The 24663-nt window shown below is 34.4% G+C and carries 21 protein-coding genes; 18 read left to right on the forward strand and 3 right to left on the reverse strand.

Annotated elements, in window-relative coordinates:
• Positions 1-529 precede the first annotated feature (529 nt).
• Positions 530-1579 (reverse strand): mannose-1-phosphate guanylyltransferase, encoded by a 1050-nt coding sequence (locus ACP6PK_RS11265; protein WP_426559685.1) that lies wholly within the window; start codon positions 1577-1579, stop codon positions 530-532.
• Between the two features lie 1107 nt (positions 1580-2686).
• Between ACP6PK_RS11265 and ACP6PK_RS11270 the strand changes: the two genes are divergently transcribed.
• The gene (locus ACP6PK_RS11270; RefSeq protein WP_426559686.1) at positions 2687-4036 is read left to right on the forward strand and encodes an LCP family protein; all 1350 of its coding nucleotides are present in this window, start codon (positions 2687-2689) and stop codon (positions 4034-4036) included.
• Here the strand turns inward: ACP6PK_RS11270 and ACP6PK_RS11275 are convergent.
• A complete protein-coding gene (locus ACP6PK_RS11275) occupies positions 4033-4206 on the reverse strand; it encodes a helix-turn-helix domain-containing protein (protein ID WP_426559687.1) in 174 nt (57 codons plus the stop codon). The genes ACP6PK_RS11270 and ACP6PK_RS11275 overlap by 4 nt on opposite strands.
• An 80-nt stretch (positions 4207-4286) precedes the next feature.
• On the opposite strand from ACP6PK_RS11275, the gene ACP6PK_RS11280 reads away from it, so the two are divergent.
• The 15 genes from ACP6PK_RS11280 (at position 4287) to ACP6PK_RS11350 (ending at position 21338) form a co-directional block, all read left to right on the forward strand.
• On the forward strand, positions 4287-4547 hold the full coding sequence (locus ACP6PK_RS11280) for a hypothetical protein (protein WP_426559688.1): 261 nt from the start codon (positions 4287-4289) through the stop codon (positions 4545-4547).
• A gap of 442 nt (positions 4548-4989) precedes the next feature.
• Entirely contained in the window at positions 4990-5988 is a 999-nt protein-coding gene (locus ACP6PK_RS11285) for a glycosyltransferase family 2 protein (RefSeq protein ID WP_426559689.1), read from the forward strand.
• A 211-nt stretch (positions 5989-6199) separates the two neighbouring features.
• Entirely contained in the window at positions 6200-6361 is a 162-nt protein-coding gene (locus tag ACP6PK_RS11290) for a zinc ribbon domain-containing protein (protein ID WP_426559690.1), read from the forward strand.
• A 90-nt stretch (positions 6362-6451) separates the two neighbouring features.
• Positions 6452-6580, forward strand: a complete 129-nt coding sequence (locus ACP6PK_RS11295; protein ID WP_426559691.1) for a zinc ribbon domain-containing protein — start codon at positions 6452-6454, stop codon at positions 6578-6580.
• Positions 6581-6777: 197 nt separating this feature from the next.
• On the forward strand, positions 6778-7554 hold the full coding sequence (gene rfbF, locus ACP6PK_RS11300) for a glucose-1-phosphate cytidylyltransferase (protein WP_426559692.1): 777 nt from the start codon (positions 6778-6780) through the stop codon (positions 7552-7554).
• 3 nt (positions 7555-7557) lie between these two features.
• A complete protein-coding gene (locus ACP6PK_RS11305; RefSeq protein ID WP_426559693.1) occupies positions 7558-8583 on the forward strand; it encodes an NAD-dependent epimerase/dehydratase family protein in 1026 nt (341 codons plus the stop codon).
• A gap of 258 nt (positions 8584-8841) precedes the next feature.
• Positions 8842-10074 (forward strand): methyltransferase domain-containing protein, encoded by a 1233-nt coding sequence (locus ACP6PK_RS11310; RefSeq protein ID WP_426559694.1) that lies wholly within the window; start codon positions 8842-8844, stop codon positions 10072-10074.
• 126 nt (positions 10075-10200) lie between these two features.
• Positions 10201-11472 carry a glycosyltransferase family 4 protein gene (locus tag ACP6PK_RS11315; protein ID WP_426559695.1) on the forward strand — a complete coding sequence of 424 codons (1272 nt, stop codon included), beginning with the start codon at positions 10201-10203 and terminating at the stop codon, positions 11470-11472.
• Positions 11472-12311 carry a PIG-L deacetylase family protein gene (locus ACP6PK_RS11320; RefSeq protein ID WP_426559696.1) on the forward strand — a complete coding sequence of 280 codons (840 nt, stop codon included), beginning with the start codon at positions 11472-11474 and terminating at the stop codon, positions 12309-12311. Before ACP6PK_RS11315 ends, ACP6PK_RS11320 begins: the two co-directional genes overlap by 1 nt.
• Positions 12312-12315: 4 nt before the next feature.
• Positions 12316-14394: a nucleotide-binding protein gene (locus ACP6PK_RS11325; protein ID WP_426559697.1), complete on the forward strand. Its 2079-nt coding sequence runs from the start codon at positions 12316-12318 to the stop codon at positions 14392-14394.
• 36 nt (positions 14395-14430) lie between these two features.
• Positions 14431-15486, forward strand: a complete 1056-nt coding sequence (locus tag ACP6PK_RS11330) for a sulfotransferase family protein (RefSeq protein ID WP_426559698.1) — start codon at positions 14431-14433, stop codon at positions 15484-15486.
• A gap of 12 nt (positions 15487-15498) precedes the next feature.
• Positions 15499-16347, forward strand: coding sequence for an FkbM family methyltransferase (locus ACP6PK_RS11335; RefSeq protein ID WP_094677184.1), 849 nt, complete (start codon positions 15499-15501; stop codon positions 16345-16347).
• A 327-nt stretch (positions 16348-16674) separates the two neighbouring features.
• Positions 16675-17904 (forward strand): class I SAM-dependent methyltransferase, encoded by a 1230-nt coding sequence (locus tag ACP6PK_RS11340; RefSeq protein WP_426559699.1) that lies wholly within the window; start codon positions 16675-16677, stop codon positions 17902-17904.
• 571 nt (positions 17905-18475) lie between these two features.
• Positions 18476-19876, forward strand: coding sequence for a VanZ family protein (locus ACP6PK_RS11345; protein ID WP_426559700.1), 1401 nt, complete (start codon positions 18476-18478; stop codon positions 19874-19876).
• 274 nt (positions 19877-20150) lie between these two features.
• Positions 20151-21338 carry a class I SAM-dependent methyltransferase gene (locus ACP6PK_RS11350; protein ID WP_426559701.1) on the forward strand — a complete coding sequence of 396 codons (1188 nt, stop codon included), beginning with the start codon at positions 20151-20153 and terminating at the stop codon, positions 21336-21338.
• 1356 nt (positions 21339-22694) lie between these two features.
• On the opposite strand, the gene ACP6PK_RS11355 is transcribed toward ACP6PK_RS11350, so the two are convergent.
• The gene (locus ACP6PK_RS11355; RefSeq protein ID WP_094671881.1) at positions 22695-23387 is read right to left on the reverse strand and encodes a GDSL-type esterase/lipase family protein; all 693 of its coding nucleotides are present in this window, start codon (positions 23385-23387) and stop codon (positions 22695-22697) included.
• 158 nt (positions 23388-23545) lie between these two features.
• On the opposite strand from ACP6PK_RS11355, the gene ACP6PK_RS11360 reads away from it, so the two are divergent.
• A complete protein-coding gene (locus ACP6PK_RS11360) occupies positions 23546-23806 on the forward strand; it encodes a DNA-directed RNA polymerase subunit omega (RefSeq protein WP_426559702.1) in 261 nt (86 codons plus the stop codon).
• A 135-nt stretch (positions 23807-23941) separates the two neighbouring features.
• Positions 23942-24598, forward strand: coding sequence for a hypothetical protein (locus ACP6PK_RS11365; RefSeq protein WP_426559703.1), 657 nt, complete (start codon positions 23942-23944; stop codon positions 24596-24598).
• Positions 24599-24663: the final 65 nt, after the last annotated feature.

The following is a 24663-nucleotide window of genomic DNA, read 5'->3' on the forward strand; positions in this document are numbered from 1 at the left end:
TAGGTTGGGTTGAGGCAACGAAACCCAACATATATAGCACAACGCACTAAAGTTAAGAAATCCTACTGTTAATATTCTGATATTTTTTTCAACTAAAATATATTCCCTTAACTAAAAAAAACCTACTACCATAAAAATTTTTGTTGGGTTAAGCGACAGCAGAAGCCAACCTACAATTATCTTTATCTATACGGAGCTTAGTCTTTGTAGGTTGGGTTGAGGCAACGAAACCCAACATATATAGCACAACGCACTAAAGTTAGGAAATCCTACTGTTAATATTCTGATATTTTTTTCAACCAAAATATATTCTCTTATAGCGCTTTTCAAAACAAGCAAAATATGGTAAAGACGTTCTATGGAACGTCCCTACTACTGTGGTCTACCAAAATGAAAACCACTCTAACTAAAAAATGTACTTTCATATAAATTTTTGTTGGGTTGCGCTGTCCCTTAACCCAACCTACAACTATTCCCTCATTCTTCCCTATTCCCTATTCCCTATTCCCTATTCCCTATTCCCTTCTTCCTACAATAAATCCTTAAACTTAGGATGATTAGCCAAACTCTTCAAAACCTTCTTAATATCCTGCGATCGCTCCTTTTTCACAATCAAAGTCACATTCCCATCCCTAACAACAACCACATCCTCCAAACCAATAGTTACAATGGCATCATCATCACTAGAAGCATAAAAAATCGACCCCTCAGTATCCAAACCCAAATGATTAGCCAACTCCACATTCACATTATCACCCTTAACCAAACGTTCCAAAGCATTCCAGTCACCCAAATCATCCCAACCAAAAGCCACAGGTAACACAAAAGCCTTCTCAGTCTTCTCCATCACCACATAATCAATACTCTTCTTCTCCAACTGAGAATAACCCTCAGCACCCATAGCCTCCAAAACACTCATTATTGTCGGAGCATACTTTCGTAACTCAGCCAACATCACCCCCACCCTAAAAACAAAAATACCGCCATTCCAACTAAAACGCCCCGTTGCCAGAAACTCCTCAGCCTTTTCTCGGTCAGGCTTTTCCGTAAACCGCGCCACCTGATAAACCTCAAACCCACCAAAATTTCCTGCCTCTTTTCCCTGTTCAATATATCCATAGCCAGTAGAAGGGAAAGAGGGCTTAACACCCAGGGTAACAATAGCCTCCTGGTTAGTAGCCAATTCGGCTGCCGCCTCCAGGGTCTTCTGGAATACTTCTGGCTCACCGATCCAATGGTCAGCCGGAAAAAATCCCACAACTGCATCTTCCCCATAACGACGTGCCGTTTCTATTGCTGTCCAGGCAACAGCAGGAGCAGTATCCCTTCCTTCTGGTTCTGCCAATATATTTTCCTGTGGCATCTGGGGTAACTGTTGTGCCACACCTTCGGCCAACATTGCCGAAGTCACAACCCATAAACCATCCCAACCATTAGATAATGGGATTAGTCTGTCTGCTGTTGCTTGTAACAAACTTTTACCAGTACCATCAAGAGAAAGAAACTGTTTGGGCCGATGCTTACGACTCAGAGGCCAAAAACGTTCTCCTTTTCCACCAGCAAGAATAACAGGTATCATCAGATTCTAGATTACTTAATAGACTTAGATAATTCCATCTTAAATTCTCATTGCCAGTTTCTCCCAAATTTTCCCACTATAGTAGGAAGATTTTTGTAGGGATAGGGTCTAAAACTATAACGTCTTAGTTTCCACCATCATCTAACATAATTTGGCAATTGAAATTTTAATTTGGGAATTCTTTATAAATAAAACCCCTTCTACTAACTCCCAACCTATCCTATTACAATATTGATTCTCAGTATTTATATGATTATTGCCAGTTTCTCCCAAATTTTCCCACTATAGTAGGAAGATTTTTGTAGGGATAGGGTCTAAAACTATAACGTCTTAGTTTCCACCATCATCTAACATAATTTGGCAATTGAAATTTTAATTTGGGAATTCTTTATAAATAAAACCCCTTCTACTAACTCCCAACCTATCCTATTACAATATTGATTCTCAGTATTTATATGATTATTGCCAGTTTCTCCCAGATTTTCCCACTATAGTAGGAAGATTTTTGTAGAGATAGGGTCTAAAACTATAACGTCTTAGTTTCCACCATCATCTAACATAATTTGGCAATTGAAATTTTAATTTGGGAATTCTTTATAAATAAAACCCCTTCTACTAACTCCCAACCTATCCTATTACAATATTGATTCTCAGTATTTATATGATTATTGCCAGTTTCTCCCAGATTTTCCCACTATAGTAGGAAGATTTTTGTAGAGATAGGGTCTAAAACTATAACGTCTTAGTTTCCACCATCATCTAATATAACAGAAATTACGCATAGACACTATATATAGGGTTCAAAAACTATAACGTTATAGATAGATAGTGTTTAAGACTTCAATTATGCGTAAGTCCTGATAAGTTGGGAATTGGGATTTTAATTTAGGAATTATTTATAAATAATAGCCCTTCTACTAACTCCCAACCTATCCTATTAAAGTGTTGATTCTGAGTATTTATATGATTATTGCCAGTTTTTCCCAAATGTTCCGACTATTAAGTTAACTAGGAAGATTTTTGTCGAGATTAAGGTCCAAAGCCATAAAGTCTTAGTTTCAACCATCATCTTACTGTTGAATTTATATTTTTATTTTTTGATTATTTATGAATAATACTTCTTCTACTAACTCCCGACCTATTTGGTTTAAATGGTGGTTCTGGATGTTTATATTACTATTGAGCGGAACCATAACTACTTCTTTCGGAGCAATAACTGCTTTGTTTGCCCCCGTTGAACCAGAATTTATAACTCAATTACTCCAGGAATTTACCACAGATATTCTATGGCGTAAACGTTTACCTTACCAACTTTCACGACCTATAAACATCCTAGTTATGGGAATTGACCAAGTTCCAGGAGTGGCAGAAGATTCTCCAGATGTATTTGAGGGTCGTAGTGATACTTTACTATTAGTACGAGCTAACCCCACGAATAAGACGGTTAGTTTACTTTCTGTGCCACGAGATACTCAAGTCCGAATTCCCGGAATAGGTCTTGCCAAAATTAATGAAGCCAATGTTTATGGGGGTCCGAAACTAGCAGAAAATGTTTTAGAAAATACTCTGAATGATATTGAGATTGAGCGTTATGTACGAGTCAGCAAAGGAGCCTTTCGAGAATTAGTAGAACAATTAGGTGGAGTAGAAGTTTTTGTTCCTCAACCTATGTCTTATGTTGACAATACCCAAAAATTAAATATAGATTTACAACCAGGTTGGCAAACTCTCAACGGGGAACAAGCAGAACAATTTGCCCGTTTCCGAGAAGAAGTTTATGGTGATATTGGTCGTGTACAACGACAACAAGTTTTGCTAAAGGCGCTCCGAAGTCGCGTTACTAATGTGGCAGTTTTACCTAGGTTGCCTCAAATTATTCGGGTGATGCAAAAGTATGTTGATACTAATTTAACTTTTCAGGAAATGCTAGCTTTGGTAAGTTTTAGTCTTGACTTAGAGCGGGATGATTTAAAAATGGTGATGTTGCCAGGAAAACCTAGTTCTAGAAATCAGTATTTGGCTAGTTATTGGATTATAGATGAAGCAGGTCGCGATCGCATTCTGGAACAATATTTTGATATCAAGTTAGACAAGTTTAATTATGACAATATATATAACCCGATGGAAGTGAATGAAATTTTGCCTCTAGAGAATAAAATAGCTGTGCAAAATGCCTCTAGTTACTCCCAAGCAGCCACAAAATTTGCTCAGTATTTGCGTGACCAAGGATTTTACAATGTTTATGTAGTTCCTGACTGGTCTGACAAACAACGTTTTACTCAAGTTATTGTTCAAGGGGGTGATTTAGAGTCAGCAGAAGTTGTGAAAAATACTTTAGGTTTTGGTAATATTGAAGCTGCTTCTACAGGTGAAATTGGTTCTGATTTGACTATTAGATTAGGGGAAGATGCTGTTAATACAATTAATGCTCTTCAGGAACACCTTCTTGAAAACTAGACAAAGCTAAACATTTGCCATCGGTGAGGTGCAAATGATTTCATTACTTCAAAACTTAGTATAACTGAACTTCCCCAATTGTAAGCATGACGCGCTATACCAGCGTGTTTAGCCAGCAGCGTTTTTTGCTGTTTTGTGGGGTGTAGTTCAGTTTTGAATCCAACTAGCATAAACAGATAATCCCAGATTTTTATAGATAATACCAGATTTTAGCCAACAGTTACAAGCCCCTTGTTTTATACCACTTTTTATGTTTCAAAATGAACTGCGGAGTATGGGTTATCAAGTACAGATTTTTGTGAATCGGAAACAGGAAACAGATAATAGGGAACAAGAAACCGATAACAGGGAACAGGGAACAGGAAACAGAGAACAGGAAACAGATAATAGGGAACAGGGAACAGGAAACAGAGAACAGGAAACAGGGAAATCTTCATCAAACCTTCATATTTTTGTAGTTTTTGGGAACAGGGTAAGGTATATATTTCGCCTCCATGAGAAATGCTCCTAGTAACCATATTGCAGCTATTTGGAACTTCATCCATCACTGTGATTCTACGATTCGATTACTATACCCAAAAATTTATGATTATATCACATTTGAGTATCAAAATATAGGCTAACCTGCCAGTTCTAGGAAAACTTCATCAAAACTTCATAAAAATTTTTAACAGGTTAAATTATTCAATCAACATCAATCTCCGAGTACATCAGGGTTTATACAGAGTTAATCAAATTATATTAAGACTTGTGAATTTAAAAATTCGGTAAAGATGCGGTTACAGGACTTGCGATATTTAGGATGCTTATGTCATGTTTGAATTAGAAGGGAAAAGAAACTTACAGACAAAACAAACTCAGAGATAAAACTTATTAAGCTGCACAGATAAAACCCCTTTACTTTCAAAGAAAATCAAAAAAAATTACAGTAATACTTTAATTAGTTAATAATCATGAGTAAATCTAAACCTTGTGTCAGTATCGGCTTACCAGTCTATAATGGTGAAAATTTTATTGAAGAAGCGATTAATTCACTATTAAATCAGACTTTAACTGATTTGGAAATTATTATTTGCGATAATAACTCAACCGATGCTACTGAATCAATTTGTCAAGAATATGCTCTTAAAGATAAACGTATCCGCTACTATCGAAATGGAAGTAATATAGGAGCAGCTAGAAACTTTAATCGAACTTTTAAGTTAGCCAAGGGAAAATATTTCAAATGGGCAGCCCACGATGATATTTGTGACCCTACTTTTTTGGAGAGATGCGTTGAAATATTAGAAAATAAACCTGAAGTTGTTCTTTGCTATCCCCGAACCAATATTATCGATCAACAAGGTAAAACGATAAGTTATTATCAACTTGAATTTAAAACTAATTCTCTCAAGGCTCACGAACGCTTTTATGATATTACCCGTCTTCACCATCGGAATTATCAAATTTTTGGATTAATACGTACCAATATTCTTGAAAAAACTCCCTTAATAGCTAGCTATGCAGGTTCCGATAGGTCTCTGGTAGCAATATTAACTCTTTATGGTCAATTCTTTGAAATCCCTGAATATCTTTTGCAAGCTAGAAGACATCAAAAACAATCAATGGAATTATTGTTTAATCCCCACAATAAAATTGAGAAAATCCTCCGGATGCATAAATATTCAGAGTGGTTTGACCCCAAAAATCAAGGAAAAATTCTTTTACCTAATTGGCGAATTTTACAAGAATATATTTGGGGGATAAAAAAATCTCCCTTGGTTGGAGTTGAACAATTTCTATGTTTTATACAACTTATAAAATGGATGTTTAGTTACTGGAATGGAGCTAAATTAATTAGAGATATATTGATTGCAACGATCCAAATCATACATATTGTTTATGCAAAAAATATATTACAACCCTCTACTCAACCAGAAGTGTCATCGCAACTATCAGCAGAAGATGTGTAGTTTGGCAATTTGATTGTTGAATGAGGGAGGCTTATTGGGAACTGCTATACTTAGGTAACGGACTTCCAAATCAAAAAATATACAATTACCCTCACTTTAGGTAGTAGGCAATAGAGACAGCAAAACAAGCAGCTCTAGTTAAAAATTGGATAATTTATTTTTTGCCATTTCCCCAGTAGAATGCTCAAAAACCATAAATTAGTAATACCACTTGCTAATTTATGATTTTTCTGAGTGTTTCCTGTGGAGGAGCTATGCTTTCAAACCTCAGCTTAAGTATAAATGTGAGTTGTATGGTAGTACATTAGTTAGAACAGATAAATTTTACTCTAGTTCTCAATGTGGGTTGGAGAGAAAATACCGTTACATTTAAGAACTTATAACAGTTGGGATTTTTAAGTAATGGTCGTTGGAAACTGACAAGTCGAACTTCTTCCTGCTGTGGTTTTTCCTTTCCTGAGGAATGCTGCGCAAACGTGGCGGTAAATTATACCTTGCAATTAGAGAATGGGAATGTACCAACTGTGGTAGTCACTATGACCACGACATAAACGCAAGGAAAAACATCTTAGTCCTCTTACTGTTGTCCTAACCCACTTTCTCTTTCCTATATAAAATTTTTGATTTTAGGGTACAAAAAACAGAGAACAGAGAACAGAGAACAGGGAATAGGGAACAACACTGTATCTCATTAACATGAGAACCCCTATATAAAATTAAATTTTAGATCTAGAATAAAATCACTTTAAATAATAAAATTACTTGAAATAAATAGATAAGGAGCTTTGGATGAAAATAGGAATTCTGGCTGGTGGTTTAGGAACTCGTATTTCAGAGGAAACTGTAGATAAACCAAAACCAATGGTGGAGATAGGCGGAAAACCCATTCTCTGGCACATTATGAAGCACTATGGCCACTATGGATTTAAAGAGTTTGCCATTGCTTTGGGTTATAAAGGTGAAGTTATCAAAAAATACATGATAGATTATTGTTCTCTTAATAGCAATCTGTCTGTTAATTTGCAAAGTGGCAAAGTAGAAATGCAGGGGGGTTTAAAACCTGATTGGAATGTTGATTTAATAGATACAGGACTTTACACTAATACAGGTGGCCGGATCAAAAGACTTATTCCTCATATGGGTAATGAGACCTTCATGTTAACTTGGGGAGATGGAGTATCTGACTTAAATCTTCAAGATTTACTAGATTTTCATCGTAGTCATGGCAAATTAGCAACTTTAACTGCAGTACGTCCACCAGCACGTTTTGGTCACTTGGAAATGGACGGCGATCGCATTGTGGAATTTTCGGAAAAACTGCAAACTAAAGAAGGGTGGATTAATGGGGCATTTTTTGTTTTAGAACCTGGAGTATATGACTATATAGAAGGTGATGATACTCAGTGGGAAAAAGCTCCTCTAGAAAACCTGGCTCAAGATGGTCAACTGATGGCCTATCGCTATTCTGGGTTTTGGCAATGTATGGATACATTGAGGGATAAAAGACATTTAGAAAAACTCTGGAACAGTGAAAATACACCCTGGAAAATTTGGGAGGAATCATAAATTATGAAGGTGTTACTAACAGGCCACAAAGGTTACATTGGTACAGTTCTAGTGCCTATGCTTCTGGACCGGGGACATGAAGTTACGGGAATAGATAGTGACTTATATCAGGATAGTACCTTTGGTGAAGGTATTCGAGAAATCCCCGAATTAAACAAAGATATCCGTGATGTGGAAGCATCTGATTTGGTGGGGTTTGATGCGATGCTCCATTTAGCAGGATTATCAAACGATCCTTTGGGGAATCTTAATCCACAACTGACCTACGAGATTAATCATTTGGCTTCTGTTCATTTGGCTAAATTAAGTAAAGAAGTAGGAATTAGTCGCTATATCTTTTCCTCTTCTTGCAGTAACTATGGTGCAGGAGGAAATGATTGGTTAACTGAAGAGTCAGCTTTTAATCCTGTGACTCCCTATGGTATTTCTAAGGTAAAAGTTGAGCAGGATGTAAGTGAGTTAGCTAATGATGATTTTACTCCGATTTTTCTGCGGAATGCCACTGCTTATGGTGTTTCTCCACGTTTACGCTTTGATTTAGTGTTGAATAATTTAGTTGCTTGGGCTTTTACTACAGGCAGAGTGTACATTAAAAGTGATGGTACACCATGGCGACCTATTGTTCATATTGCAGATATTTCTCGTGCTTTTATTGCAGCTTTAGAAGCACCACGAGAGTTAGTGCATAACAAGGCTTTTAATGTGGGACGAAATGAAGATAATTATCGGATTCGGGAATTAGCTGATATTGTTAAAGAAACAGTTCCTAATTGTCAGATTGAATATGCTAAAGATGCAGGTCCAGATAAGCGTTGTTATCGGGTAGATTGTAGTTACATAATGGAAACATTACCCGAATTTCAACCCCAATGGGATGCTCGTAAAGGGGCGAAAGAACTGTATGAAGCGTATAAAAAAGTTGGATTAACTTTGGAAGAATTTGAAGGTCCGAAATATCAGCGTATTGCTCATATTAAAAAATTACTCCAAGAAGAAAAATTGGATACGAACCTACGCTGGCAAATTTAAAACAGTTAATAGTTATCAGTAATTTTAGTTCAATTTATTATTTTGAAATTAATAGGAAATAAGATAATTGATTCCCAAAAATATGATAACTAATATAGAATCCGATTAAACAGTCGTCCGCAGCGACGATAGGAAGCAATCTCCGTGGGACATGAGATTGCTTCTTTCTACTCCCTTCCAGTCCCAATGACTTGGGTATAGTAATTATCCAGATTTGATATAATACCTGATAAAAATAAATAGGAGAAATATCTAGCAATGTCTAATGGAATGCCTTCTTGTCGTGCTTGTGGATCTGATAATTTAGAGTTAATTATTTCCTTTGGTTATACTCCCCTTGCTGATGGATTACTGACGAAAGACCAATTAGATAAACCAGAATATACTGCTCCTTTAGACTTAGCTTTTTGTCCTGATTGTGGATTAGTTCAAATTACAGTAAGCGTTCCGCCAGAAATTCTTTTTTGTCAAGATTATCCTTATTTTTCTTCTGTTTCTCCTTCTTTAATGAAGCACTTTCGGGATAGTGCTAAAGCTATTATTGCTGCTAGAAATTTGAATAAAAATAGTCTAGTAATTGAGGCAGCGAGTAATGATGGTTATATGCTAAAGAACTTTGTAGAAGATGGGGTTCCAGTGTTGGGAATTGACCCAGCTTCTGCACAAGTTGAAGCTGCAAATGCAGCAGGAATTAATAGCATTTGTACCTTTTTTACTAAAGATTTAGCCAAGAAACTAAAAGAGGAAGAAGGAAAACAAGCTGATGTATTATTAGCTAATAATGTTTTAGCTCATGTTCCAGATTTGAATGGATTTGTTGCCGGAATTGCTATTCTTTTAAAAGATACTGGGGTAGCAGTTATTGAAGCGCCTTATGTAGTTGATTTGGTAGATAATTGTGAATTTGATACGATTTATCATCAACATTTATGCTACTTTTCAGTAACAGCTTTAGATAAGTTATTCAGACAACATAATTTATATCTCAATGATGTGCAACAAACCTCAATTCATGGAGGTTCATTGCGATTATTTGTTGAACCAAAAGAAGATGTTAAAGAATCGGTTAAAACTCTTTTAAAACAAGAAAAAGAAAGAGGAGTAGATCGGTTTGACTATTATCGAGAATTTGGCGATCGCATTGAAAAAATAAAAAATAATCTCATGGATATTTTATGGGATATAAAGAAACAAGGCAAAAAAGTTATAGGTTATGGTGCAGCAGCTAAAGCGACTACATTGTTGAGTTATTATGGGATTAATAAAACTCTTTTAGACTACATCGCAGATTTAAACAAATTCAAACATGGTCGTTATATGGGAGTTAATCATTTACCCATTTTTTCCCCTACTAAAATTCTAGAAGACCAACCAGATTACGTTTTAATTTTAGCTTGGAATTTTGCCGAAGAAATAATCAAACAACAACAGGAATATCAACAAAAGGGAGGTAAATTTATTATTCCAATTCCTGAACCTAAAATTGTCTGATTTGAATTTTATGGTAGTCATAAAATAGTAAAGAGATGAGATTTTTCCCTGGTGGGGAGTATGCCGATCGTTACTTCTTTATTACTACCAATTTTAGTGGCTATGTTTTAGATAAACAAAAATCAAATGAAAATCGCCTTTGTTAGTCAACCTTTAGATGTAGTTATTCCCCCTTCACAAAATTCTATAGGAATCTGGACTTATCAAGTTGCCCGCCGTTTAGCTCATTCTCATAATGTTATTGTTTATGTGAAAAAAACTCGGTCGAAACAAAAAATAGAAAATGATGAAAATATTAACTATAAATTAATCTGGGCACTTCCTAATAGTATATTACTTAAATTATCTGATAAATTAGCTAGATTTAGCAACCCGAAAAAACCATTATATACTGCTAATTTTTATAATTTAGAATATATATTACAAGTTGCACTAGACTTAAGAAAACAGCAATGTGATATAATTCATGTACAAAATTGTCCTCAATTTATACCGATAATTCGAGTATTTAATCCTCAGAGTAAAATACTCTTGCATATGCATTGTGAATGGTTGACACAACTGGATTATGAAATGATTGAAAACCATCTGCAAAAGGTAGATTTAGTCATCGGTTGCAGTGAATATATTACTGACAAAGTTCGTCGTCGGTTTCCACATTTTGCGAGTAAGTGTCAGACAGTTTTTAATGGAGTAAATCTGGAAAAATTTACCAATGAACTCAATCAAAAAAGACAAAAAGATGATGAGATTAAAAAATTACTATGTGTAGGTAGAGTTTCCCAAGAAAAAGGTATACATATTCTATTAGAAGCATTTAAGAAAGTTGTTGAAGAATATCCTCAAGTTCATCTTAATATTGTTGGACCATTTGAAGAATTACCCAAATCATTTATTGTTTCATTAAGTGATGATAACCAAAAAGTTGCTCAGTTAGCTTCATTTTATCAGACAGATAAAGTTACTGGAAAACCAATCAGTTACTTGGAACAATTAAAAAATAAAATCACTCCAGAAATAGCTGAAAAAGTAAATTTTTGTGGTCCTGCTGCTCATACAAAAATACCTAAATATTATCAAGAAGCAGATATTTTTATTAGTTCTTCATTTAGTGAAGCATTTGGTATTCCGAATGTAGAAGCAATGGCAAGTAAACTCCCAGTTATTGGAACTTTAGTGGGAGGAATTCCCGAAATTATCGTTAATGAAAAAACAGGATTGCTAATTGAATCTGGTGATTATTTAGCTTTAGCTGCAGCGATTTTACGTCTTATTAAAGATGATAATTTAAGAGAAGAAATGGGTGAAAATGGCTATGAAAGAGCTATTCAACTTTTTTCTTGGAAAAGTATTACTGAAACATTGGTTAAACAGTATAAAGATATCTTAGAAGGATAATGACTAAACCGTTGATTAAAAATAAAGTTAGTCAATTTTATAAACGCATCCTCAAACATAACTGTAGGGAATATAATGAGACTGATTTAAAAAAATCTGCCCTAATTTTTTCCCCCCACTTTGATGATGAAACATTAGGTTGTGGTGGTCTGATAATTAAGAAAAAACAGGTTGGGGCTGATGTTAAACTTGTTTTTATGACGGATGGGAGTAAGTCTCATAATCATTTAATGTCGGGAAAAAAACTACAAGAAATTAGAAAACAAGAAAGTTTTACTGTAGCAGAATTACTGGGGCTAATTCAAGATGATATCACATTACTTGATTTTCCCGAAACACAACTAAACGAGAACTATGATTCTGCTGTTCAAGAAGTTACTAAAATAATTAATAAATATCAACCAGAAGAAATTTTTATTCCTCATTTTAGAGAACCTTTATTATGGTCAGCAGACCATTTGACAACGACTAAAATTGTTAAAGCAGCCTTAAAACTTTATCAAAAAGATGCAATTGTCTATGAATATCCTGTTTGGTTTTGGTTCCATTGGCCTTGGGTAAGTTTGCCTATTAAAACTAAACAAAATAGGAAAACAATATTGAAAAACACATTAATTTATTGGTTTGGCTTGAGAGTCTTAGGCAATTGCAACTGCTCTCTGTATATTGGAGATATTCTGACAAAAAAAAGAGCAGCTTTAGAACAATATAAATCTCAAATGACTCGTTTGATTAATAATCCAAAATGGGCAACTTTACAAGATATTTCCAATGGAGAATTTTTAGAATGCTTCTTCCAAGAAAACGAAACATTTCGACAATATAGTAAATTAAAATAAAAAAATGATTCAAACAACTCAATCTTTTATTGACTCCTATGATGAAAATTTAGCTCAAGGTAAAGTTATTGGGAAAAAAAACTCCAGTGGAATTATTCGTAAAGGAATAGACACAGAAGGTATTATTAGTATCGATCATCAGGCTATCCGCATTCAACCTCTGAATCAACCTGGATGGGGACGGTCAGGTATTGCTTATGGTCCCTATAATCGCGTTAATGGATTAACTTTTGCTACTTTTATTTTAAATGGTCATAATACCTCAGAAGCAGGGAATATTATGGATAGCATTATTAAAAGGCTTTTGTATTGGGGTTATGGAAGTGGTGCAAATAATCCTTTGAGACAAGTGATAGGTTGGTTGAGGAGTCCATATAAGAGAAGAATGTGGCGAAGATTTATATATTGGTTTAATAATACTCCACAACGCTGTCAACTACCAAAACTTCGGGAAAATTTAGCCATTGGTTGGTTTCCTAATGAAGTTCCCAGTAACCCTCTAACAGAAGGTAATGGATTTATTATTCATGCTACGACTCAAGAAAATGGAGAGCTTAAAACTCGGATTGGAACTAATATTCTTTCAGCTTTTAAGGGTCTTCAGAATATCCCGATTTATTATATTGTGATTTTGAGGGAAAAGGGAGCTGCTTATTATGCTGCTTCTCTTCCTCATAGTTATGGACTAGGTGATTATCCTAATATGCGTCCTATAGCAATTGACCCTTGTAATGATGATAAAATCGTCTATGGAGGAATTTATCAGAGTGTATTAGGAGAAATTGGTTTTACAGTTGATACCAGAGTTTATGGAACGCAAATTGAGCAACTGTCTGAATTGGCAACTTGGTATGGTACTGCTATGGGAGCAGATAGTCTGATTGGGGATAGACTAATAAAAAATTCGTCAGCAGAAGTTGGTGGTTTTTGGCAAAGCATTCAAGGTAATTTTAAGTTAACAGCAAAAGGAGCAGTATCTCTTGAAAAAAATAGTTTTGCTGTTTTGAATTTAGATCGCCCTACTGGATTAGTTCATACTTTAATAAATACATCGGATGAAATTACTGCATCTCATTTAATTTGGCGGTTTCAAGATGAAAACAATTTCTGGAGTTGGGAAATAAGAGATGAGGGATGTCAACTTCAAATTCAAGAACAAGGAAAATGGCATAGTATTGCTGTTAGTGAAAAATGGTGTTTGCACCCTAATAAAAATCACTCTCTACAAATTTTGGATGATGGTGAAAGGTTTAGTTTGTATTTGAATGGGGAATTAGTATTTAATAATCGGTTTGAGGATGTTCGTTTAAATCAAGCTACAGGAGTAGGAATTTTCGCCAAAGATGAAAATCAAAAGTTATATTTTCGTGATTTTGAAGCTCATCCTCGTAGTATTTCTATTCCTAATTCTTTGAATTTAGCTTCTCCTTGGCAAGTAGAAGGAAAAGAAGTTATTTTTGCTGAAGATTTTTCTGGTTCCGCTGGAGATTTAGCTAATAAACTTTCAAATACTGGTGAAAAAATCTGGCGTAAAGAAATGGGAAAAGGAGTTATTGAACTTACAGGTAATAATAGTGCTAAAGTTCAGGCAACTGTCAAACATCCTAATCCAAATCGTACTGCTTATACTGTTTCTTGGGAAAACCAAAATTTTGCTGATGTAACAGTTGATATTATCCCACCAGGAACGAAACGAAGACAAGGAGAAGAGGGGAGAGGAGGGTTAATTTTTTGGCAAGATCGAGGTAATTACATGATTATTAATAATTGGTTAAATAACGGTTTTGGCGCTGCTTCTATCTCTTCTTTTTTCTCTCTGAATGGATTTGAAGACCTATATGATGCAGTTTGGACAAATATTGGGAATCGAGTTACTTGGGGGGTTTGTCACCAGTTAAGAGTTATTTTTGATGGAAATAATTATACAGTTTTTGTCAACGATGAACCAGTTTTATATCGTGCTTTAACTGATGTTTATCCTCTGATTAAGGGATTATCAATCAATAAAATTGGTATTGTTGCTAATTGGGAATGGGGTCGTGATACGGGAACAGTATTTAAGAACTTTATTGCTAAAATATAGCAAGTCCAACAAAGTAGGAAGGAAAACTAGATAAATATGGTGTACTGCAAATTATTTCTGGTTGGTTGTCCCCGTTCTGGCACAACTTGGTTGGAAAGAATGATTAACTGCCATCCTGATATTGTAGCAGTTCTAAATGAAAGTAATGCTTATTCTAACACTTACAACAACTTTACCTATTTGAAAAAGCAAAAGTTCAAAAAAAAATTGAAATCAGCAAAGTGGCTTTTGAAATCTTATGGTTTGAAGTCTTTGTTGTTGGGAATTGAATCAGAAGATCTATGGCAAGGTATTTTACAGCAGTATAAGATAAATGAAAAAGGCGTAGATAAGTTTGGGCTTAATGATCGAGTAAGTCATGGTGGGCTTCATCATCTAGTAAGTTATGCAGAGCTAGAACAATTAATCGCACAAGTTCGCTCTGGTTCAGAAGATGACTTAACAAAAGTCATGATTTTGAACCAATTAATGTTCGATTGTTTTTTTACAAATAATGGAGGTACTGAAAAGCAAATTATCCTAGAAAAAACACCGCTACATATACACTATATTGATGTAATCTTACGCCAGTTTCCAGAAGCGAAAAGCATAGAAATTATTCGAGATGGGCGAGACGTTTGTGTTTGTTACCAAGCACTAGCAAAAACTCAAAGTTGGGCTAGACAAAGTACAACAAGTGTGATTAAAACATGGAAAAAAGCCATTGAGGCAGGAGAAAAAGCTAAAGCAGATCCAGAAATTAGCGATCGCATCTACTCAGTTTGTTATGAAAAACTTCGCAGTTATCCCCAAGAAGAACTGAGCAAAATCTTTGATTTTATTGGTTTAGAGTACGATCAAGCATTAGTCGATAGCATTACTGATGTAAATGATATTAATAAAGTTAAAAACAAAGGAGAAGGTAAGCTTGCTCGCAAAGGTTCTATCGGAGAATGGCAGACTAGACTTTCTCAACAAGATGTTACTCTTTGGCAAGAGTTAGCAGGAGATACTCTAGCTCGTTTGGGCTATTTAACTGAGGCTAAACTTATGATGAAATTTGGATTGGGACAAAAAGAGAACAATTTTAGAATTCCTATAATTCAAAGTTAAGGATAATAAATAATGTTAAAGCAATTATTGATTAATGGATTACAACTTCTGCCTTCAGATATTTTTCAAAGGTTGGTTAAAACGAATAGTAATATTAAGATTAAGAAGATTGCTCGTGCAGGGGTAAAAAATCGGGATGTTACTATTCAAAATGGAGTAGGAGCAGGATTAAAATTCAATTGTGGAGAATCAAATCCTGATGGTGCATTAGGAATATATGAACCTCCAGTTCAAGAAACTTTAGCAAACCATTTAAAACCTGGAGATATTTTTTATGATATTGGTGCAAATGTAGGATTTTTTACAATTATTGTAGCTAAGTTAGTCGGAGAAACAGGAAAAGTTTATGGTTTTGAACCAGCACCAGAAAATGCTAAATTACTCCGAAAAAACATTGAATTAAATAAGTTTAATAATGTTACTGTCATAGAAAAAGCTGTGGCTGAAAGCTCACAAAAAGGGGAGCTTGTATTGAGCGATTATTGTGGTGGGAATGTTCTGGCAAATTTTTTTGCCGGTGTAGAATCTACTCCGAATAAACAGAAGTCTATCTCTGTTGATGTAATTTGTATTGATGATTTAGTTGAAAACCAAACTATAAATCCTCCTAATATGGTCAAAATTGATGTGGAAGGAGGAGAAATTAATGTACTTCAGGGAATGATGAAAACAATTAATAATCATAAGCCAATTCTTCTGTATGAAATAGATGATAGAAACAAACGAATTTTTCAGGAGAAAATGAACAAAATTGATTCTTTTGTTAGTGATTTGGGATATACATTGAAAACACTAGAAGATGCCTATCCTGATATTGGCTGGAATGTAGGTCATGTTATTGCCATACCAAAACATAGCTAAGAGGGTATCTATAAATAAAAGATTAAGGCTCGATGTAGGGTGGGTCAGACACCGAATAATCTCACAAAATAAAATAATCTTTTCCTGGCTGCCGTAACCCACCGAATACTAGATATTTCAGGTGTTCGTTTAGATTTATTTTACAGATACTTTCTAAGTATAGAAATTAATCAGGATTTTTGAGTTAGTATAGCTATAGAGAAATATCAATATATTTATCTATAAGCGAAATTAGACAAAATCTAGTATTTTCGCTATAAATAAAATTCATAAAACGATTCCGTTTCTCAGGTTAAAATAAAAAAAATTAATTACAAGGTAAATCAAATGAGCAAAGAGTTATTAACAAAAAATTCAAACCCACAGCAAATAACTAGATTAGCTAATCATACTTGCCCAAACTGTGGACACAATCAATTATCACTTTTTTACGAGGTAGAAAGTGTTCCAGTTCATAGTTGTTTAATGTCGTCAACTAAGGAAAAAGCACTAGAGTTTTCCCGTGGAGATGTCAAGTTAGGGTTTTGCGATAACTGTGGGTTTATTACGAACCTGGAATTTGATTCTAAATGGTCTGCTTATGCTCCGAATTATGAGGATCAACAAAGTTTTTCACCTACTTTTAATAAGTTTGCAAAGGAACTCGCTAGTAAACTAATTGAGAAATACGATCTTCACAATAAAGATATTGTGGAAATTGGTTGTAGTAAAGGTGATTTTCTCTTACTGCTTTGCGAGTTAGGGAATAACCGAGGAGTTGGTATCGATCCTTCTGTTGTTCCAGGACGAGTTGAGAGTAGCGCTGGCGATCGAGTTAAGTTTATTCAAGACTACTACTCGGAAAAATACTCTGAATATGTGGGAGATTTTATTTGTTGCCGTCATACACTGGAACATATCCAACCTACTAAGGAATTTATCCAGACTGTTCGGAACTCTATTGGCGATCGCCTGAATGTATCTGTTGTTTTTGAGATTCCGGATACTGTGCGAGTTCTTGAAGATATTGCTTTTGAGGATATTTATTACGAGCATTGTTCCTATTTTACACCAGGTTCTCTGGGACGGTTATTTAGACAGTGTGGGTTTGAAGTTACGGATCTATATCGTGCTTATGGGGAGCAGTATCTTTTAATTGAAGCTAAACCAGTCAATACTACTTCTGATATTGTTCATCCTTTAGAAGAAAGTGTTACAGATGTTGTGCAATATGTTCAGCATTTCAGCGATAAAATTTATCAGAAATTAGACTTTTGGAAAAATTATTTAGAAGAGGCAAATAGGGAAAATCAAAAAGTAGTAGTATGGGGTTCTGGTTCTAAATGTGTTGCCTTTTTAACTACTCTGGATACCATTGATAAAATTGATTATGTTGTTGATATTAATCCTCATCGCCATGGTAAATTTATTCCTGGTGTTGGGAAAGAGATTAAGTCTCCAGAATTTTTAAAAGAATATCAACCTGATGAGGTAATTATAATGAATGAAATTTATCAAAATGAGATTCAAAAAATGCTTAACGATATGGGAGTAAGTGCTAAGATTAGATTACTTTAAATAAGTAAAGTAAGTTGTGATTAACATTAGATATTGTCTCAATTGAAGTAATATCATCAGGACTTACGCACAGGAATATAGAAACCCAGTTTTTTAGTAGATGTCTATTGCTCAAAGCATTAATTTTTCCTAGCAACCGGGTTTCTTTAATTTTCAGAAATGGGTATAAAATGGTGCGTTACGACGGATTATTAAATGCCTGTCACAGTCTCAATTTTTGCCGTCTAACACACCCTACTGGACCGACACGCCTTAAATTTTGGAGTAGTAGGGGCGGGTTCCGTGTTAAATTAATCAGTTTTCACCTGAAATTAGATAAACCCGCCCCCAATGATATAGTTCACTATTTTAGATGTGTCGGTTCACTACAATAATGAAATATTTGAGTTGTGTGACTGTCTTCTGCCCTCTGCCTTTCTTCCACCAAAGTGTTAAATATTTGAGTAGACATGATATGAACCTTTGTTGGGTTCAACTACAGTATTAAAAAAAACATCTTTTTTAAATTTGGTATTACTAGACTAGGAAATCTTAATGTTGGAAAAATACTAGGAAAATGAGGTAAGTAATTATGAGTAAAACTAAATTTTTAAGATTTTATCTTATATCATTGACTACTTTTAGTTTGCTTGTAATTATTCTTGCAACTCTATTTCCATACGATTTTTTTATCCAAGAAACCTTAAGTCAATTTAGTTATGATTTTTTGTTTAAACGTACTGAAAGACCTGATAATCTCAAAGATTTGATTTTAAATATTCTGTTGTTTATTCCTTTTGGTTTTGGATGTACTGCTTTCTTGACTCAAGTATTAAATATCAAGATAGTCACGGTCGCAAAATTAGTACTTGCTGCTAGCTTTAGCTTATCTTTTGTTATTGAAATATTGCAGTTATTTATACCAACTCGTAATCCTACCTATGTAGATTTATTAATGAACACATTGGGAGGAGTAACAGGATTTTTAGTATTTTACATTTTCAGAAAATATCTTACTAAGATATTTTTGCAGGTTGCCACTGTCAGTGAAAAATTACTTTCGATTCCACTTTTAAGTTGCTTGATAATTATTTATCTAGTTCTTGCTTCAGCTTTTAATGCCAAATTTTTAGAAGCAATTAAAACATGGAATTTAAGTAATTGGGATTTAGATTATCCTCTAGTATTAGGAAATGAAGTTACAGAAGACCGACCTTGGAATGGTAATATTTCTCAGCTATGTATTGCTAATCGAAAAATATCAGAACTAGAAATAAATCAAATATTAAAAGATGGAAAATGTGATGGCATTGAAAATAGTTTAATCACTGCTTATGAATTTACTCCCACAAATAAAAATTATTTTGCCGATCAAAAAGGAAATTCTCCGAATTTAGTAGGGAAAAAACAACAATTAAATTATCCAAATCAAGATTCTGTTGAATTGGGAGAATTAAATTGGTTACATACAGAAAAACCAGTTACTCTGCTCAATCAGAAAATACGCGATAGTTCTAAGTTTACATTATTTATTAAATATGCAACTTTAAGCCTTAATCAAACTGGACCCGCAAGGATTATTTCTATTTCTAAAGACCCTTATAATCGCAACTTAACTTTAGGACAGTGGAATAATAATCTAAGTATTAGAGTTAGAAATTTAATTACTGAAAAAAATGGAACTAGACCAGAATTTAGTGTCGCTAATTTTTTCCGCGATACCAAATACCATAACTTAATAATCACATACTCCATCAGTAATTTATCAGTATATATAGATGAACTTGCCAATAAACATATAATCAATTTTTCTCCTCAAACAACACTATTTTGGAATTTATCTCCTCCTTTTTCTTCCCTAATTCATGTTAACAACAATAATACAAGGTTATATGATTTGATTTATTATATAATATTACTATCTCCCGTCGCAATTCTGATTTATTTGATTCTGGAAAAAATGATACCGTTTCACGGAATTCAAAAGTCGTAGGGGCGTTTTGCTATCGCACAACTCCGTTAACGCTACGCGACATATAAAACGTTTCGGCGCTTGAGCCGACATGAATGCTCCGCATTCCGATAGGAAAGTTGTGCGTAGCTAATGGTCATTCGCCCGTACAAAAGTCATGCATTAAGATTTTATCAGCTCAAAACTTTGAGCAGCTCAGTAATTTCAGGAAATAATTTCACATTTAAAGTTGCAAACTATTTGTGAAATCTTTAAAGTTAATTGGTATTCAAAACTATTCTAAGGAACAAAAATAATGTTAAATTCAATTCACAAAAACTGTCCTATTTGTGGTTCTTCAGAGGTAGAATATTTCTTTTCAATGCTCAATATGCCAGTGTACTGTAATTTACTCTGGTCAGAAAAACAACCAGCAATTGATTGCCCGAAAGGAGATATTAAACTTAGTTTTTGTCCTAGCTGCGGTTTTATAGAAAATCAAGCATTTGACGAAACAAAACTATCTTATTCTCAGGATTATGAAAACTCCTTACACTATTCATCCCGATTCCAAAAGTATGCAGATTCTTTAGCACAAAAATTAGTTGAAAATCACAATCTAAAAGGCAAAAATATTATTGAAATTGGTTGTGGGAAAGGTGATTTTTTAGTCTCTTTATGTCAACTAGGAGATAATCAAGGTATTGGTTTCGACCCGACTTATGTTCCGCGTACAGAACATAATAACATGAGTAATAAAATTACATTTATTCAGGACTTTTACTCAGAAAAATATCAAGAATATGGTGCTGATTTTATTTGTTGTCGTCACACTTTAGAACATATTCCTAATCCGAATGATTTACTTAATTCTCTGAGAAAAGCAATTAGCGATCGCTACGATACAAAAGTTTTTTTTGAGGTTCCTAATTCCAGCTATATCTTAAAAAATCTTGCTGTTTGGGATATTATATATGAACACTGTGGTTATTTTATTCATAATTCTCTGATTCAAGCTTTTCTGAATAATAATTTTCTAGTTACTGAGGTTTATGAAACTTTTGAGAGTCAATTTTTATGTTTGGAAGCTGTTCCTGCTACAACAACAGCAACGAAAAAAAGTCAAATAATTTATGATGTGGAAAATATTTGTGATGAAGTTGTTAAATTCAATCAGCTTTTTAATGAATTAATTAACAAATGGCAGCAAAAATTTGATGAATTTACTAACAAAAATAAAAAAATTGTAGTTTGGGGTGCTGGGTCTAAAGGTGTAACTTTTTTAAATTTATTGAAAGAGTATAATGATATTGAGTATGTTGTCGATCTCAATCCTCGCAAACAAGGAATGTATATTCCTGGAGCTGGTCAAAAGATTGTTTCTCCAGAATTTTTGCAAGATTATCAACCAGAAATTATCATTATTATGAATCCTATATACGAACAAGAAATTAAACAGCTTACTGATAATTTAGGCTTAAAACCTGAATTTATTTTAGTTTAGATTAATATCATGTCCGGATAATTAGTTATAAAAAAACTTTCTCCTTCTTCTCCTCTTCTTCCTCTTCCTTTTCCTTCTCCTTCTCCTTCTTCTTTCTTGTTTCTTCCCTCCTGACTCCTGTACGGGCGTTAACGATAGTTATGCGAAGCTAACGGCCGTTTCGCTGCGCGACATGAAACGCCCCTACGACTCCTGACTCCTCCCTCGTTATTTATAACTGTTCAACCGGACATGATATAAAGTGGATTTGGCAACAATTAGATTACTCAAAATACCCTGTTAATATCACATCTGTTTGAACAGTTATTGTATAGTAGGGGAGTAGGGGAACAGGAAAATAAGAAAGCTGGGGGTAGGGAAATTATGATTTACAGCAGTTTTCATGATGGGTAGATTACAATAGGGAGATTTCATAAATTAAGAAAGGGAGTTGCAGCTATTACCGAATAATTAATAATTAATAGTTAATAATTAATAATTAAGAGTTGAGAGACTGTTTGTAAAATAAGTATTAAGAAAAAAGTTTCACAACTCAATCAACTAGCTTGAATAAGGCAAGGGATTGAAATAACTCTACAGAGGGAGTAGGTGACTATTCATACTCAATCAGTTAGTTGTGAATTTCTTGATAACAAATAATTGTTTTTTTGCCTCCATACCTCCATACATATTCCCTCCATACCTATTCCCTCCATACCTATTTCCTATCTTCTTTTTTTATATTTCCTGATACATTCAACCTCTAATACCAATTACCATGCATTAATGCTATACTTCGGCTATACTTCAACAGTTAAATATTTACCAAGATTCAAAATCTTTTTTTGACAATTATTAATTGGTTAGTATAGATTTTTCCTACTTTTAACCTCTCCCCACACCTCCCACACTCCCCACACTTCCCTATCTAATTAGATGTACCATTCTTTTTGAGAAATGGTATAATAGTCAATTAATTATTCATTCAACAATTCACGCCTTAAAGCCTCCCCTTGGATAGGGGATAAATTTTTGATTTATCCCCTTGTTTATAAGAAGGGGTAATTATTAATTATGAATTGTATTCCTACCGAATGCTGCGCAAACGGCACCTCGTCACATGAACATTGTTAATTGCTGAAAATTCCCTCTCTTAAATTTTCCCTATCGCTTTTTTCTATTTAATTACTGTTGAAATTTTCTCTATAAAACAGCTCTAAAATCTTTACCAATGGATAATTGATAATTAATCAATCCGGTTTAAAGCCTTCTATTTCAAGAGAAAAAAGTGTTCTTTAGTTTCCTTATATTCAGTTCCGTTACGGTTTTAACCAGAGGTAATTATCCATTATTCATTATCCATTATCCATTAATGAATTAGCTAATTAACAAATTAAGAGATTCCCAGTTCAGTACATCTTGTAAAAGAGCTTGATAACCTCTGATATTAGGATGAATTCCGTCCGCACAAAGACGCGATCGCCACCAATTTTCGCCCCGACTTAACCATTGTTCAAACACATCTAAATAAGGTATTTGTCGCTTTAAACAAGCTAACCGAGTCGCCTCTTTATATATGTACTGGTCATCGTGACTATAATATAAACAATCTTGGAAAGGCATTTTAGCTTCATCAACAGGAACCATTCCTACAAATACTACAGGACAAAGTTGTTTTGATGTATCTAATAACTTATCTAAAATTGTTTGAAATTTGTAAAAATCTGTATAATAACGTCCATCTCTTCTTTGGACTCTAGCAGAATCATTTACCCCTACAGAAAGAACAATAATATCTGGTTGACGATTTCTTAATTCTCCACGATGGTGAAACTCATGCTCTAGACGTTGTTCTACTTGTAAAACACGGTTTCCACGGACTCCCAGATTATATAATACATGGCCAGAATTATCTGGTAACATCCAATGTCGTCGCAGTCTTTCTACCCATCCACCACCTTCATGATCGCCAAAACCATAAACTAAACTATCCCCTAAAGCAACTATTTTTAGGGGATGATGATGGGTCTGAGAAAAGTCCCTTGAAGTTGGAGTAGCAGCGATTAACATAAGTAATAAAAATCAATGAAATTAATAAACTCTATTAAAATCTATTAAAATTTTGTTACATCCTAACTCAAAATATTAGTATTGACTAGACCATAGTGGGAAATATTCAATTAACATTGTTAAGCTAGATATAGAATTATCAAAGACCAACAAAATTTATGCACATACAAAGGCAATCTAGTGTTGATTCGGCAGAACTAAGTCGTCGGTCTGAGGAGTTGATAAAAGCTTCTTCTAATCGTTATCGGGCTGTAGTCCAAGTAGCTAATCGTGCCAAGCGTCGTCGTTATGAAGATTTTGATAATTTTGATGAGCATCAAATCAAACCAGTCATCCGGGCTGTGTTTGAAATGTCCGATGAGTTGATGCAGCCAGAAATAATTAGTGACGTCAGCAGTAGTATGGATAGGTCAATATAGTTTATTGACCAGAAAATTAGGTCTCAAGTCTCCTACTTAAGTAGGAGTTACTGATAACTAAAATGATCCAGGGGTTGAAACCTCCTGGCTATCATCTTTAAAGTTTAAACTTTTTGGTAGTTGGTTAAAATAGCCATGAGCAAGAAACGATGGCTCAAATATTTCACAATTTCTCTGGTAACAGTGATTGTTGGGACTGGTCTTGAATTTTTTTGGACTTCTTTAGCTAGTACAGCAGTCCATTCCACTTATTTACTAGAACATCAGTTGCTCAAAGTTACAAACCGAGAAAATTCTGAGTACCCAATCAAAATTGTCCAACGGCGGGTGCGACCAACTGAAGTATGGCCATTTGTATATGAAAAAATACCAGATTTGCCATTGGAAAATGATTATATATCTAAGGAAACGGGGGAAGTAAATACTGAGGAGACCTTGGTATCACGTTTAATTAGGTATCATTTTTATGTCAAAGGTCGTGCACCTAATTATCGGTTTGATTGGAAATTAACATTAGCAGATTATTTGGGAGCTAACGACTATCTACAGTCATCTGTTTATCCTGGTAATGATTCTTTGACGGAAAATCCGATGGAGGGCGATCGCCTGGCAATTCAACAATTAACTCGTTCTCAAAGAAATGCTTTAGTTAATAGGTTGGTAGATATTTTTGGAGGCAACCCCAACCCTCCATCTATACCAGAAGTAGAGCAGAGAGGTAATTCTGGGGGTTCAGCTCCTAGAGCACCAGTGATTCTCCAACCAGGAGGTGCAGATTTACTTAAGCCTTAACTAGCTATCAGTTCAATAATTGATAATTGATAATTGATAATTGATAATTGATAATTGATAATTGA

Origin of the sequence: Dapis hubbardiae BLCC-M172, from assembly GCF_050016015.1 — a bacterium.
GTDB lineage: Bacteria > Cyanobacteriota > Cyanobacteriia > Cyanobacteriales > Microcoleaceae > Trichodesmium.

Bases quoted from the DNA above. Each gene is read 5' to 3' on its own strand.
- ACP6PK_RS11265 (WP_426559685.1), bottom strand. From the start codon at position 1,579: ATGATACCTGTTATTCTTGCTGGTGGAAAAGGAGAACGTTTTTGGCCT.
- ACP6PK_RS11270 (WP_426559686.1), top strand. From the start codon at position 2,687: ATGAATAATACTTCTTCTACTAACTCCCGACCTATTTGGTTTAAATGG.
- ACP6PK_RS11275 (WP_426559687.1), bottom strand. From the start codon at position 4,206: ATGCTAGTTGGATTCAAAACTGAACTACACCCCACAAAACAGCAAAAA.
- ACP6PK_RS11280 (WP_426559688.1), top strand. From the start codon at position 4,287: ATGTTTCAAAATGAACTGCGGAGTATGGGTTATCAAGTACAGATTTTT.
- ACP6PK_RS11285 (WP_426559689.1), top strand. From the start codon at position 4,990: ATGAGTAAATCTAAACCTTGTGTCAGTATCGGCTTACCAGTCTATAAT.
- ACP6PK_RS11295 (WP_426559691.1), top strand. From the start codon at position 6,452: ATGCTGCGCAAACGTGGCGGTAAATTATACCTTGCAATTAGAGAATGG.
- rfbF (WP_426559692.1), top strand. From the start codon at position 6,778: ATGAAAATAGGAATTCTGGCTGGTGGTTTAGGAACTCGTATTTCAGAG.
- ACP6PK_RS11305 (WP_426559693.1), top strand. From the start codon at position 7,558: ATGAAGGTGTTACTAACAGGCCACAAAGGTTACATTGGTACAGTTCTA.
- ACP6PK_RS11310 (WP_426559694.1), top strand. From the start codon at position 8,842: ATGTCTAATGGAATGCCTTCTTGTCGTGCTTGTGGATCTGATAATTTA.
- ACP6PK_RS11315 (WP_426559695.1), top strand. From the start codon at position 10,201: ATGAAAATCGCCTTTGTTAGTCAACCTTTAGATGTAGTTATTCCCCCT.
- ACP6PK_RS11320 (WP_426559696.1), top strand. From the start codon at position 11,472: ATGACTAAACCGTTGATTAAAAATAAAGTTAGTCAATTTTATAAACGC.
- ACP6PK_RS11325 (WP_426559697.1), top strand. From the start codon at position 12,316: ATGATTCAAACAACTCAATCTTTTATTGACTCCTATGATGAAAATTTA.
- ACP6PK_RS11330 (WP_426559698.1), top strand. From the start codon at position 14,431: ATGGTGTACTGCAAATTATTTCTGGTTGGTTGTCCCCGTTCTGGCACA.
- ACP6PK_RS11335 (WP_094677184.1), top strand. From the start codon at position 15,499: ATGTTAAAGCAATTATTGATTAATGGATTACAACTTCTGCCTTCAGAT.
- ACP6PK_RS11340 (WP_426559699.1), top strand. From the start codon at position 16,675: ATGAGCAAAGAGTTATTAACAAAAAATTCAAACCCACAGCAAATAACT.
- ACP6PK_RS11345 (WP_426559700.1), top strand. From the start codon at position 18,476: ATGAGTAAAACTAAATTTTTAAGATTTTATCTTATATCATTGACTACT.
- ACP6PK_RS11350 (WP_426559701.1), top strand. From the start codon at position 20,151: ATGTTAAATTCAATTCACAAAAACTGTCCTATTTGTGGTTCTTCAGAG.
- ACP6PK_RS11355 (WP_094671881.1), bottom strand. From the start codon at position 23,387: ATGTTAATCGCTGCTACTCCAACTTCAAGGGACTTTTCTCAGACCCAT.
- ACP6PK_RS11360 (WP_426559702.1), top strand. From the start codon at position 23,546: ATGCACATACAAAGGCAATCTAGTGTTGATTCGGCAGAACTAAGTCGT.
- ACP6PK_RS11365 (WP_426559703.1), top strand. From the start codon at position 23,942: ATGAGCAAGAAACGATGGCTCAAATATTTCACAATTTCTCTGGTAACA.